At 40.0% G+C, this 13,442-nt stretch carries 12 protein-coding genes; 5 read left to right on the forward strand and 7 right to left on the reverse strand.

Annotated features, from left to right (window positions below; genetic code table 11):
• Window positions 1–176 precede the first annotated feature (176 nt).
• The 4 genes from glyS to OQE68_RS11635 form a co-directional block, all read right to left on the reverse strand.
• Complete coding sequence (gene glyS, locus OQE68_RS11620; protein ID WP_180568813.1) at window positions 177–2,267, reverse strand: glycine--tRNA ligase subunit beta; 2,091 nt, start codon at window positions 2,265–2,267, stop codon at window positions 177–179.
• Window positions 2,267–3,220, reverse strand: coding sequence for a glycine--tRNA ligase subunit alpha (gene glyQ, locus OQE68_RS11625; RefSeq protein ID WP_180568812.1), 954 nt, complete (start codon window positions 3,218–3,220; stop codon window positions 2,267–2,269). The genes glyS and glyQ overlap by 1 nt, the downstream gene beginning before the upstream one ends.
• Before the next feature lie 194 nt (window positions 3,221–3,414).
• The gene (locus tag OQE68_RS11630; protein WP_180568811.1) at window positions 3,415–3,855 is read right to left on the reverse strand and encodes a YtoQ family protein; all 441 of its coding nucleotides are present in this window, start codon (window positions 3,853–3,855) and stop codon (window positions 3,415–3,417) included.
• A 252-nt stretch (window positions 3,856–4,107) separates the two neighbouring features.
• Entirely contained in the window at window positions 4,108–5,049 is a 942-nt protein-coding gene (locus OQE68_RS11635) for a universal stress protein (RefSeq protein WP_180568810.1), read from the reverse strand.
• 243 nt (window positions 5,050–5,292) lie between these two features.
• Here OQE68_RS11635 and OQE68_RS11640 point away from each other — a divergent pair, with 243 nt between their 5' ends.
• Window positions 5,293–6,858, forward strand: coding sequence for a flavin-containing monooxygenase (locus OQE68_RS11640; protein WP_180568809.1), 1,566 nt, complete (start codon window positions 5,293–5,295; stop codon window positions 6,856–6,858).
• Here the strand turns inward: OQE68_RS11640 and OQE68_RS11645 are convergent, their stop codons facing one another.
• A complete protein-coding gene (locus tag OQE68_RS11645) occupies window positions 6,859–7,746 on the reverse strand; it encodes a LysR family transcriptional regulator (RefSeq protein WP_180568808.1) in 888 nt (295 codons plus the stop codon).
• A gap of 106 nt (window positions 7,747–7,852) precedes the next feature.
• Between OQE68_RS11645 and OQE68_RS11650 the strand changes: the two genes are divergently transcribed.
• Window positions 7,853–9,076: an FAD-dependent oxidoreductase gene (locus OQE68_RS11650; RefSeq protein ID WP_180568807.1), complete on the forward strand. Its 1,224-nt coding sequence runs from the start codon at window positions 7,853–7,855 to the stop codon at window positions 9,074–9,076.
• A gap of 152 nt (window positions 9,077–9,228) precedes the next feature.
• Here OQE68_RS11650 and OQE68_RS11655 read toward each other — a convergent pair whose 3' ends face one another.
• Together OQE68_RS11655 and OQE68_RS11660 are read right to left on the reverse strand one after the other, a co-directional pair.
• Entirely contained in the window at window positions 9,229–9,678 is a 450-nt protein-coding gene (locus tag OQE68_RS11655) for an arsenate reductase ArsC (protein WP_266195630.1), read from the reverse strand.
• Between the two features lie 84 nt (window positions 9,679–9,762).
• Window positions 9,763–9,885 (reverse strand): hypothetical protein, encoded by a 123-nt coding sequence (locus OQE68_RS11660; protein ID WP_255490875.1) that lies wholly within the window; start codon window positions 9,883–9,885, stop codon window positions 9,763–9,765.
• A 90-nt stretch (window positions 9,886–9,975) separates the two neighbouring features.
• Between OQE68_RS11660 and OQE68_RS11665 the strand changes: the two genes are divergently transcribed.
• The 3 genes from OQE68_RS11665 to OQE68_RS11675 are packed head-to-tail and all read left to right on the forward strand — an operon-like array spanning window position 9,976 to window position 13,430.
• Window positions 9,976–10,929 carry a hypothetical protein gene (locus OQE68_RS11665; RefSeq protein WP_180568806.1) on the forward strand — a complete coding sequence of 318 codons (954 nt, stop codon included), beginning with the start codon at window positions 9,976–9,978 and terminating at the stop codon, window positions 10,927–10,929.
• A 5-nt stretch (window positions 10,930–10,934) separates the two neighbouring features.
• Window positions 10,935–12,692, forward strand: a complete 1,758-nt coding sequence (locus OQE68_RS11670; protein ID WP_180568805.1) for an asparagine synthetase B family protein — start codon at window positions 10,935–10,937, stop codon at window positions 12,690–12,692.
• 39 nt (window positions 12,693–12,731) lie between these two features.
• Entirely contained in the window at window positions 12,732–13,430 is a 699-nt protein-coding gene (locus tag OQE68_RS11675; protein ID WP_180568804.1) for a cupin domain-containing protein, read from the forward strand.
• Window positions 13,431–13,442: the final 12 nt, after the last annotated feature.

Genomic DNA, 13,442 nt, shown 5'->3' on the forward strand with positions numbered 1-13,442 from the left:
GAGTATATTTTTCTACGCATTTACTACTAAAACTAAGTTCCTACTTCTTATGAAGCTGCCGCAACAGGTATTTTTAGTTCCCTCTCCCAGAGGAAGAGAGGCTCACTAGCTATTGCATAGTGAGCGATAGCGTTCTTAACTCTTATAAGAGCGCTATCCGGAGCAGGGAGATGGCATTAAGAAGTCTGCAACAATGAAATATCCGCTACCTTCAAAAACAAGTCTCGTAGCTGTTGCAGCAATGCATAACGGTTTTGTCTGACTGCTGTATCATCCACATTAACCAGCACTTGATCAAAGAAGTTATCCACATTTTCTTTTAGTTGAGCAAGTAACTCTAATGCTAAAGTATATTGACGGTGCTCAAATAGAGGAGTCACTTCTTGTGTCATTTGTGCCACTTGTTTAGCCAAGGTTTTCTCTGCATCTTCTACCAACAGGCCATCATCAACAGAGGCTGGGATATCAGTGTCACCTTGTTTGGCTAAGATATTGGATACCCGTTTGTTCGCGGCGGCCAAGGCTTCTGCTTCAGGTAGTTGGCGGAAATGTTCAACTGCTTTAACACGTTGATCGAAGTCCAGAGGTTGTACTGGGCGTAAAGCTTTAACAGCCATGAATACTTCAACAGGTAGTCCTTCATCCTGATACCAGGCTCGGAATCTTTCTAAAATGAAGTCCAGTACGGTATTAGCAAGTGATTCAACAGCATCAAGCTTTACACCTGCTGCTTGATAGGCATTAATCGATTCTTCTATGCAGGCTTTTATATCCAATGACAGCTCATTGGTTACCACAATTCTTAAAACACCTAACGCAGCACGGCGTAATGCAAATGGGTCTTTTGTACCTGATGGTGGTTGGCCAATACCAAAGATACCAACCAGCGTATCAACTTTATCTGCAATGGAAACAGCAGAGCCTGTTAGGGTTGTAGGGACCTGATCACCAGAAAACCTTGGCATATATTGTTCATCAAGTGCTGCTGCCACTTCTGGATTTTCATCATCATGCTCAGCGTAATAGCGACCCATGATGCCTTGCAGCTCAGGAAACTCAAGCACCATGTCAGTGACTAGGTCTGACTTAGCTAACTCTCCTGCACGCTTAGCTTGATTGGCATCACCACCAATTTGTTCGGCAATATGGCCTGCTAGTTGGCTGATTCGTGTCGTTTTATCGTAAATACTGCCTAACCTGGCTTGGAAAATGATAGCTTTTAGCTGCTCTCGCCGGTTGACCAGACTCGTTTTCTTATCTGTTTCGTAGAAAAATGCTGCGTCTGCCAGACGTGGTCTGATAACCCGTTCATTACCGGTTATAACTGTTTGAGGGTGAGTGCTCTCGATGTTGCTAACAGTAATAAAGTAGTTAACCAGCTTGCCTGCATTATCTACTACATGAAAATACTTTTGGTGTTCTTTCATGGAGGAGATCAGTGCCTCGGCAGGCACTTCTAAAAAGGCTTTATCAAACTTGCCGGTTAAAGCAACAGGCCACTCAACCAACGCAGTGACTTCATCAAGTAAATCTTCATCTATGACAGCTCTACAGTTTACTGCTTCAGCTTGTTGTTCTACCTGCTGCTTAATTTGTTGTTGGCGTTCTATGAAGCAGGCAATCACTTTTCCTTGCTTGTTTAGTTGTCGGGTATAACTTTTAGGGCTCTCGATACTGATTGGTTCGTTATGATGGAAGCGGTGGCCATAACTGACTCTATCTGCTTCAACTCCTAAAATGCTACAAGGAACAACATGACTACCAAATAAAACTGTTAGCCATTGCACGGGGCGTACAAATTCTTCACGGCTGCTACCCCAACGCATTCGCTTAGGTATTGGCAGGTTGTTCACAGACTTATCCACAACCTCTGGAAGCAGTTGAACAGTCTCTTTTCCGGGCTCAATTGAGCGGTAAACCAGCCAGGCATTTTTACCTTGCTCAAGTGTCTCTAGCTCAGACACTGCAACGCCGCAAGAGCGAGCGAAACCCTCAGCTGCTTTAGTGGGATTGCCTGATTTATCAAAAGCTGCTTTAAGCCCTGGGCCTTTCCTTTCAATGGTGCGATCAGGCTGTTTATCCACAAGTCCTGTAATTAACACAGCAAGCCGGCGAGGAGTAGCAAACCACTCACTGTTGTCGAATGTTAGCTGGGCATCTTCCAGCTCTTTGGTTATACCATCAGCTAAGGCAGAGGCGAGTTGCTTAAGCGCTTTTGGAGGTAATTCTTCTGTACCAACTTCAACCAGAAAGTCTTGGCTTGCCATTATTTCTGCTCCTCTGTCAGTTTCGCCATAACCTCAGCTTTTATCTCTGGATCAGCCAGAGGAAAGCCAAGCCGCTTTCTTGCATCAAAATAGGCTCTAGCTACCTCACGTGCCAGGGTGCGCACTCGCAAGATATAACGTTGACGCTCAGTAACCGAAATTGCGTGGCGAGCATCCAGTAAGTTAAAGGTATGGGAGGCTTTTAACACAAACTCATAAGCGGGTAGAGGTAAGTTGTCTTCAATCATCCGCTTGCTTTCTGCTTCATAAAAGTCGAAGTGTTGGAATAGGGTGGCTGTGTCGGCTTTTTCAAAGTTGTAGGTCGACATCTCAACTTCGTTTTGCAGGAACACATCGCCATAAGTAACTTTACCCAGAGGACCGTCGGTCCAAACCAGGTCATAGACTCTATCTACGTTCTGAATATACATAGCAAGACGTTCTAACCCATAGGTGATTTCACCAGTAACGGGGTAGCACTCGATACCACCTGCTTGTTGGAAGTAGGTGAACTGAGAAATCTCCATGCCGTTTAACCAAACTTCCCAGCCAAGGCCCCAGGCTCCCAGAGTAGGGGACTCCCAGTTATCTTCAACAAAGCGAATATCATGGATATTGCTATCAACACCAATTGCATTTAGGGAGCCAAGGTAAAGCGCTTGGAAATTTTTAGGTGAAGGTTTAATCACCACTTGAAATTGATAGTAATGTTGTAGACGGTTAGGGTTTTGGCCATAACGGCCATCGGTCGGCCTGCGGCTAGGTTGTACATAAGCCGCACTCCAGCGTTCTGGGCCAATTGAGCGCAAAAAGGTGGCAGGATGGAAGGTACCGGCCCCCACTTCCATATCCAATGGTTGAAGAACGACACAACCTTGCTTGGCCCAATAGTCCTGCAGTGCAAGAATAAGTCCCTGAAAGGTACTTATGTCTGGCGTATTTTCTGTAGTCACAATGCCACCTCAAATAAGCACGCTATAAATAATCGAAAAAATGAGCAGAATTATAACCCGAATATTTCATCAAAACACGAAATAACAGGGTAGTTTGGTTAAAAAACAGGTGTAGTAGAAGAGTTATGGGTATTCAACAGAGCCTCTCATTAACTGAGAAGCTCAAGAAATAACCAATAAGAGAGATGTAATAGTTACTGGCAAATATACTGTAGTATTTCAACAACCTGTTCAGGGGTTTCAGTAACTGCGAGCGCTTGGGCATCTACTTCTTTCAGGGGATGAGTGAGTTCTGGTGAGTGGATAACAATCAGTGACTTGCCTAGTGCCACTGCTTGCCCTGCATCAAATGCTGCATTCCATTGCTTATATTTTTCACCAAATCTAACAACAACAATATCTGCATTCCCCAATAGTTTATTAGTGCGAATAGCATTGATTTTGCTGGCCTTATGGTCTTTCCAAAACGGTTTATCCTCTCCCCCTAAAATTTGGCTTCCGACTTCATCGCTGGCTTCATGATCTGTAACTGGACTCACTAAAGTAACAGAAAGGTTATGTTCTTTAACGGCATCTTTAATTTTATCACGCCAGTCGGTGTGTATTTCACCAGATAAATAGACAATATAATTCATAACATCTCCCGTTACTGATAGGCTGAATTTAAAATCAAAACTGCATTTAGGGCAGCTTAGTTTAACTTAAGTGATTTTAATGCGATAAGGCATTCTACAATCATTAAGTTATAAATTTGTAATAAAAATGCTATATATTCTTCATAGATGATTTCTAGGTAGGGTTTCATCACTTGATTGTCGAACCTAGAAACCATTCGTATTGGATATATTAAGGTAACTATTTAATGCTTAATTGAAAGTTTTCGACTGTTATTCAAATTTGTCAATTTTAAACCCGTCTGGTTTCACAGCTAATACAGAGCAACTGGTTTCACTTAAAACATTTTCTGCTGTATTTCCAATCACAAACCCCGCTAGGCCGGTGCGCCCTACAGTACCCATAACGATCATATCAATGTTGAGTTCTTCAGCAATGCGATGGATTTCTTCAGACGCTTTACCTTTTACTAAATGAGGGAATACTCCATCACGCTCTAACTGTTGAGTAATAATTAGATTATGTAGTGCTTTTTCATTTTCAGTACGTGTTTGAGTGAGTAGTTGGTCTATTTCATCCTCTGGCATATTAATAAATGGGCCTCTAAGGCGCTCTTCACCATAGAGGCTCCATACTTGCAAAATATGCAATTCAGCATCTTCCAGCTGACTAATATTGTCAGCATAGCTAAGTAATTTGTGGTTAAGTTTTACTCTGTCTGGGTCATCAAACTCAGAATCAACCGCCACTAATACTTTATGAATTTTTCCAGGGTGTTTTTCATTGTCTACAATCAGCCAAACAGGAACAGGGCACTTTCTTAATAAGTGCAGGTCATCACCAGTTAGTCGTCTTCGACTAAAGTTAACAAAAGGGTCGGCTAGCTTAATTACTAGATCAAAGCCTTGTTCTTGCACCATTTTTAAAATTTCAATATAGGATTTTCCCCAGCGAATCTCTGTAGTGACTGAGCGAACCTTTGCTTTTTCTGCTTGATCTTTGAAATCATTCAAAACTTCTTGCAACTGTTTGGTGAAAAGCACCTTTAGTTTGCTGAGCATGGTTTTTTCTGCAAAGCGGGTGATTGGGTCATCTACAGCGATAATAGATAACTTTGCATCATTAGCTAATGCTAACTCAATAGCTTTAATAAACTCATCACTGTTGTAATGGGTGTGAGTGATGGCAACAAGGATGTTAGTGAATTCCTTCATTAGTGGTTCCTTGCAAGTAGCGTGATGAATTAATGTTTTTTTAGTATATCTGACTATGAATAGGGATGTAGCAAAAATCAACAAATTCAATATAGAGAAGACTACTAAATAGTTTAAGAAACTAATATATTGCTGTTAAGTTTCAATAATTTTATATTTTCCTGTTAACAAATCTTATTCATGAACACTATATAACTATTTGCCTAATTGATATAAAGTGATATTTTTTATTTGGATTATGTCATGAACAAGGATGTCAGTATTAAAGATGTTTGTATTATTGGGGCTGGTATCTCTGGGTTGTGCACCATTAAAGAGTTATTGGAGCAAAACCATCGGGTTACCTGTTATGATAGTTCCCATACTATTGGAGGTGCATTTAATGCAGCCTGCGAAGGGGGGAAAGCCTATCGCACCATGCGGCTGACTATATCCAATTACTTTATGGCTTATTCATCTTTTCCTCCTTGTCTGGCTGAAGAGCGTTATTATTGGACTGCTCAGGAATACATCAAGTATCTTAATGAATATGTAAGCTACTTTAAGCTGGGTGAACATATTTTGTTTAATCACCAAGTTATTCACATTAATACAAAAGCGAAACGCCCGACAATAACGGTTAAAACTGATAAAGGTTTAGTTGAAAATAAAGTATTTGATTATGTAGTCATTTGTAGTGGGGCCAATGCAAGTGAATATGTACCTCAGTTTAGTGGTCAGGAAACCTATACAGGTAAAATTATTCATTCCTCAATGTTCGATAAGCATAATTATCAAGGGAAGCGAGTGCTGTGTATTGGCCTTGGTGAAACTGGCAGTGATGTATGCCATTTAATTGCACAGCAAGCAGATAGTTGTACTGTTGCAGTCAGAAATTTTCCATCGGTGGTGAGACGTTATGCCCATAATCATACTAATGATGCGTTAACAACCAAAATTCTTGGGGCGGCTGGCAAAGCAGGTGTTGATTGGTTTATGAAATGTCAGGCAGCCATTAAATTAAAATTTAGTAAGAGGTACAGCAAAAAAGAACGCTACTATTTTGAGTTGATTAAACATCAAAATGGTGGGTTCAGTGATAGATTTTTAACTAAGAATGATGCATTTATTGAAGATATCGTTAATGGTCAGCTAACGCTGAAAAAAACAGAAATTAAGCATATTGAAGGCAACAAGGTTATGTTTAGTGATGGCACCCATGATATTTTCGATTTTATTGTGTGCAATACGGGTTATAAAAATAACTTTTCATTTGTTGATTGTAGTCAGTTATTAGGCAATGTACGCGATTTGTTTAAACATATGTTGCATCCTCAATTACAAACCAAATTAGCCTTAATTGGCTGGGCAAGGCCAACCCAGGGTGGGGTACCGGTGATGTCTGAAATACAGGCACGTTATCTGGCACAACTGTTATCTGGGAAAAAGCCTTGGCTTACTCAGCAACAACTAAATAGTCGTATAGAACAAGATCGACACTATGAAGAAAGCTTCTTTAAAAACAGTACGTGGCTTAAATCTCTGGTGGACTATCATCAATATATGCGTGAAATGGCAAGCTTAATTGATTGTCAACCGGGTATTCAATTACTACAAAACCCTGGTTTATTGATCAAGTATTGGTATGGTTCCCATTTATCTTATTTTTATCGGTTACAAGGACCAGGTAGCCAACCTGATAAAATGAAAACTGTCATTAAAGCATTACCAGTAGCACAAACAAAAAGAAGAAGTGTGATTTTAACTTTGCTGTCGCTAGTTAATTTCATTTGTGGGGTATCTATAGTCAAAAAAGCAAACACTACCTAACTAATCACTAAACATAGTTTTCCTTAGCGCTTTTATAAACAACTTCGCTGGTTGTGATAATGCTTGATAGCGACGATAGATTATGCCTAACGAAACATGAATTTCTGGAACAACAGGCAATACTTTGCAATCACTTGGTAGTAAATAAGGTATTGAGTAACGATCTACCAGGGCAATGCCTAGTCCTTGGGTAGCCATGCGGCAGGCAACCGCAAAGTAGTTGACCTGATTTTGACACTTCTCTCGCTTTAATCCAGGTAATTCACGGGCCATTAACTGTGCCCACCAGGTATTTCCAGAACACCAGATTACAGGGGCATTGATTAATTGATCTCGTGTTAAAACATCAGATGATGCCAAAGGATGCTCTTGTCGTATTAATGCAACAATACTACTGTTTCCTAGAGACTCCATCGCCAGCTCAGGAGCGTCTGTAGGAAAATGAACAATGCCTAGCTCTGCTTCACCTTGGGCGATATGGTTAGCAATATCAGCATTCTGCTGCACATTTAATTGTATCTGTAGTTGGGGATAATTCTGTTGAAATTGGCTGATTTGTATGGGCAGCAGCTCTTGTGCCAGGGCTGGAGGAGCCATGATTTCAAGCATCCCATGTTCCAGTGCTGCCATTCGCAGCCCTAGTTGGTTCAACCGTTGCAATGAGTGCTCCACATCTTGAGCGGCCTTAAACAAAGCTTTGGCTTCAGGAGTGGGTTGCAGTCTTCCACCAAGTCGCTGGAATAAAGGATAACCAAGACGTTGTTCAGCATGCTGCAACGATTTGGTAACAGCCGGCTGTGATATATGCAGTTGGCGAGCGGCTTCAGTCAGAGAGCCGGCTCGCATGATTGCTATAAAAATTTCTACATGACGGGCAGAAAGGGCCATAACATTTAGTTATACAAAATACACATATTTCTATTATTTCTTATGCTCGGGTTCTTCGACAATAACTATTTAACAATTGTTGGGTTAACTGATAAGGGGCTGAAGAATGAAAGTTGCTGTCGTTGGAGCAGGTGTTATAGGGCTAAGCTCAGCCTGGATGTTGCTCCAGCAAGGCTTTGAAGTGGAATTATTAGATCAGGCTACCGAGCCTGCTACCGGTTGTAGCCACGCTAATGGTGGCCAGCTTTCGTATCACTACAATAGTCCGATCAATCAGCCTGGTCTGCTCAGGCAACTCCCCCTTGCTATTTTGGGTAAAGATCCAACCTTGGCTATAACTCACGAAGCAGGCTTTGATTTTTTATGCTGGGGGCTAAAGCTATTGGCCTGTTCTCGGCGTGCCCAAACTCAAAAATCTTCTTTAGCCATGCAACAGCTAGGTATTCGTTCAGGTGAGTTAATGACCTCACTGCAGCACCAGCTGGGGTTATCATTTGACTTTCGCCCTGCATCAGGAAAGCTCTATCTTTACTTCGACCAAAAGAACTTGAGTCAGGCTTGTGATAACGCTGTTGGACAGCAACTTTCTAGTAAACAGCTGCAGGATGTCCCTGGAATTCATGGTCAAGCGGCTAATGCAATTGGTGCTTTAATACAACGAGGGGATGAGAGTGGCGATGCAGCGCTTTTTTGTCAGCAAATGTACACCAGGCTACAGCAGCAGCAAGGGTTTCGGTCACGATTGGCCAGTCCCGTTACTGATATTCGAATTGCGTCAGGGCGAGTTTTGGGGTTGAGTACGCCGACAGGTTCAGTACATGCTGATCACTATTTGATTGCTTGTGGGTGTAGTAGTGTGCAGCTGGCACGAAAAGTAGGTATCAAATTGCCGATCTATCCAATGAAAGGTTATAGCCTTACTGTTCCGGCAACAGATAAATGCCCGGATATTTCAATTACCGACACGAAAAGAAAAATAGTTTATTGTCGCCTTGGCAATCGCTTACGAATTGCGGGGGTCGCTGAATTTTCAGGGTGGGGGAGCAGTATTCGTTCTGCAGCCATTAATAATATGCTGTCCGCTGCACGTCAGTTGCTTCCAGAAGCAGGCAATTACAATCAGATACTGCAACAGTGGTGTGGATTACGCCCAGTGACTCCCGACAGTTTACCGTTAATTGGACAGACTAAAATTGCCAATCTTTGGCTCAATACTGGCCATGGAATGTTAGGGTGGACCCATGCGTTAAGTTCTGCCGAATTGATTTGCCAGCTTATTACTTCTTCTATTGGTACAGAAGATACGCCTTTCAATGCGCAGCGGTTTTGATGTTAAAGAGATAAAGCGGAAGGTGCATACAGTAACTGAATAGCAAAGGTTTCCGCTAGCTAAAATAAAGATACAAAAATACCCCTAAAAAGAGCTCAATAAATATATGTAATTAATGGGAAGACAAGCATTTTTGTATCAACATGATTATTTTATATTAATGCTGAGTCTATTTCTTGAACAAACTGTTTAATGTCTTCACATACCTTTCGGTAGCAGCTAAGAGCTTCTTCTTCATTTGATGCATTGGCTGCTAGTTTGGGAGGGTCTTCAAAGCTGTGGTGGATGAATTTAGTTTTAGCAGGGAACACTGGACATACTTCATTAGCATGGTCACAAACAGTAATAACATATTCAAACTGACGCTCTGGCAATTGGTCAACTGTTTGAGACAGTTGTTGGCTAATATCGATACTGGCTTCTGCCATTACTTGTACAGCATAGGGGTTTAACCCGTGAGCTTCAATACCTGCAGAGTAAACTTCAAAATCATCAGGTCTTAAGTGTTTTAACCAGCCTTCGGCCATCTGGCTACGACAGGAGTTGCCAGTACATAAGAATAAAATGCGTATCATATTAGCTTGAGTATTTCGTCTGATCACAATTATTATAGGTGCCTTCTATAGCCCAATGATATCAAGGCTTACATAACTTTTAAACTGGTTACCAGTTTCACCCTAATCGATTTACCAATCTTTTGAACACTCTGGTGTTGCTGTTTGCTGAGTCTTGGAGACATCAGGCTTATCGGAAGATAAAGAAAACTGTTTAGTCAGAATGTCCAGAATTTTTGATATCCGATGAAACATTTGGGCTAGTCCTGCTAGGCTATAAATACAAGTTTGGTAAAGCCTAATTATAACACTTTGGTTAAAAAAGGTTAGCAAGGATGCGCCATAATGATTTGTCCATCATGTGAACGCTTTTTAAAAGGATATAATACGCAATGCTCCTGTGGTTATAAGTTTATATTTCGCGCAAAAACAGAACCATTTAATGACAATAAAATGAAGAAACTGGAGATTAAGGCTAGCGCATTCAATACCCGATACTTTACTAAAAATATGCTGTATAGTGTCTTTTTGAAGACATCTGCAAAGTCGCTTATAGCGCCTATTATTTTTGTTGTCATTTTTTGTGGGATTTTTTCTGCAATCCTTATTGGTGCCTTGTCTTATATTGGATTAATTATCGCTACTCTTTTATTTGTAGTAGCTATTAAATTAGTGATTAAATCCAATAAGCCAATGAGCATAGAGGATTTTTCTGATTACTATAGACGCTGGGTAAACGCTAAAAGAAATAATAGCTATTTAGTTGATAAGCCAAAGTTAAAAAAACCGCCAGCTAACAATCAAGAAACAGATATTTTTGATTATGGTGCTGATCGTATAGTAGTTGTTGATGATCCTTTATTTGTAGACTGTTTAATACTAAATGAAGAGCATATGCGTTCAAAAGCTTTAATAGTATCTCAAGATGGTTATCCTCATTATTTAAAGGATCAATTTAAAAACCTATTAGAACAAGCCGAAAATATGCCTGTTGTTTTACTACATGGTACAAATCAAAATAAAATAAATATGGTGCAGGCGATTGAAAGAAATTTTAATGTCAAGCTAGCTGATACACAGGTATATGACTTGGGTTACTATGAAGAACAAATTAAACAAGCAAAATCACTATATAAACGAATGAGAATAACAAAATGTACTGTTGATATGTTGCCCTATCCACTATCTACTCAGCTAATCAGTAAAGATAAATCACAACTACAAGATATGCTGGTATTGGGTGCTGCAGCTGCAACAGCCAGTTATGTGTCTTTTTCCTTAGCCGATGATTTTGGATAAAACATATGACTGGACTTGTTGGGTATTTTGGTAATCAACCAAAAACAGTAATTCAAAAAATGGCTAGTCAGCTAGAACACCGTTTTGCTAATGGCTTACAGCAAGTTACAACAGAAGCACTGGTTGCAGCTGTTGGCACTGTTCCTGAAAATGCCAGCCAGAACTTTCATGTCGGGGTATGGAAAAAAGAAAGCGTAACATTGATCATTAATGGTTTTTTTACTGGCGACTCTTATAACACAAAACCACATGATGTAGTAACAAGCTACTTACGTAGTGGTATTAATGAGCTATGTAGACTTGAAGGTGCTTTTATTATTGTTTTATATGATAAGCAATCAAGCGTAGGCTATTTAATTAGAGATGGTGCTGGACAAAAAACATTATATTTTAGTCAAATAAACCAAAGCTTATTTTTTGCTGTGGAACCCAAAGCTATACACCAATTATCGCTTTTTACTCCACAGCTTAATAATTCTGCGCTTGCACAATATCTTAGTTTTAGCTTTGTACCTGGCTGTAATACGATGCTTAAAGGGTTGTATGAGCTTCCTGCAGGCCATTATCTAACATGGAAAAATCATGAGTACTCGATAAAGCGTTACTTTCTTTTTGAGCAGGAAGTAATGAAAGAAAATCATCAATATCATGATGCTGATAATTCTGCCAAACAATTTAAAAAGCTATTAACCTCTGCGGTTTTAGATCGGTTGCCAGCCAACAGAGAGTTGGGTATATTTTTATCTGGTGGGTTAGATTCAAGTGTAGTTACTGCCGAACTGGCAAGTTTGTACCAGAATAAATTGAATACTTTTTCAATTCATTTTGGAAAAAAATACCCTAATGAATTGGAGTATGCGAGACAAGTGGCAGAAAGGTACAAAACTAGCCATCATGAGGTTCATATTAAACCTAAACATTTTTTGCACCGTTTAAAAAATATTATTTGGTTATTAGATGATCCCATTGGTGACCCTATAACAGTACCAAATTTTGAGTTAGCGCAGTATGCAAGTAACTATAGTCAGTGGATTTTTAACGGTGAAGGCGGTGATCCATGTTTTGGAGGGCCAAAAAACTATGGAATGTTGCTAAGTCAGTGGTATGGCACTGACTTTATGGGGTTAACCAGGCAAACACGTGAAGTGACTTATTTAAAGTCATTTCAGCGAGCATATGATGAATTGGAAAAACTATTAACGCCTGATGTAAAACATATGTTTTCTCATGAAGAAGACTTGGTGGGGGTATTGTCACCTTTTTTTAATACTAAAATACCTGATACTCTATTAAATAAGTTAATGGCTATGAACATACGATTAAAAGGAGCGCACTTAATTTTACCTAAAGTTGAGAGAATGTTACAGGCTCATAGGCTACATTCACTTTCACCATTGTTCGACGAACGAATTGTACGGTTTAGTTTCAGGTTACCAGGTAAACAAAAAATAAGTTATGGAGATGAAAAACTGGTGATGAAGCGGGCCTATCAGTTACAGCTACCTAAGTCGATTATTATTAGGCCCAAAAGTGGTATGCGTGTACCTGTGCAGTTTTGGTGTCAAGGTGAGATGAAGCGCTATATAAAACACGTATTCTCTAAGAAAGCTGTAAATCAAGCAGGCATATTTAATTATGATAGGTTAAAGCAACTTATCAATTATAACACAGGTGAACATAATATGCGGTTTGGCATTAAGCTATGGATGTTATTAAGTTTTGAGATTTGGCGCAAACAAGTCATAGAAAAACAAGCTGCTTGAAGAGGAACTATCAATTGCTCTTTATATAAAGGTACTAGTATGGAAGATGTAATAATATGGAATAATTATTTTGGGTTATTATTTGATGATAGTAAAAGTAACTTCCCTTCACGGTTATTTGGTTACCAAACTTTTGATAAAAGCCAGCCTATTACTGTCAAAATAGATAATGCAGGAGCTTGTTTTGGGTATGTCTATGCAGGTCAGTTAACAGTATTGGATAATCTCGTTAGTTGGCAATTGCAGCGTGAACAATGGTTTCATATCCCTGCAGGTTGTCAATTGATATTGCAACCTTTTTCTAAAGTTGTTATTTGTCAGCGGCTTGGTTATCGAGGTATGCATATAATGGGGGGGCCTATTGAGCAAACAGGACGACTTCGTTATATAGATGGCTGTACAGATAGCTTACTTTGCAGCCCTCCGTTGGCAGGCGACCCATGTTTGAACTTATTGCACTTCCCAACGAATATTACTCAAACCCAGCATACTCATCCCAGCGTTCGGGCAGGAATGATTGTGAGAGGGTGTGGTGTGTGTTGTACAGAAAAGGATACGATTGAATTGCATGAAGGCATGATATTTATAATTCCTACTGGTGCGGTACATAATTTTAAAACAACGCAGCAGAGTATGGATGTAATCGCCTATCATCCAGATAGTGATTGGGGGCCAACCCATGAAGAACACCCAATGATCAATCGTACTTGGGTCGGTGGTAAAAAAATAGTTAATTAAGTGATAGAGGTG

The sequence above is a fragment of the Spartinivicinus marinus genome (assembly GCF_026309355.1).
Taxonomy (GTDB): domain Bacteria; phylum Pseudomonadota; class Gammaproteobacteria; order Pseudomonadales; family Zooshikellaceae; genus Spartinivicinus; species Spartinivicinus marinus.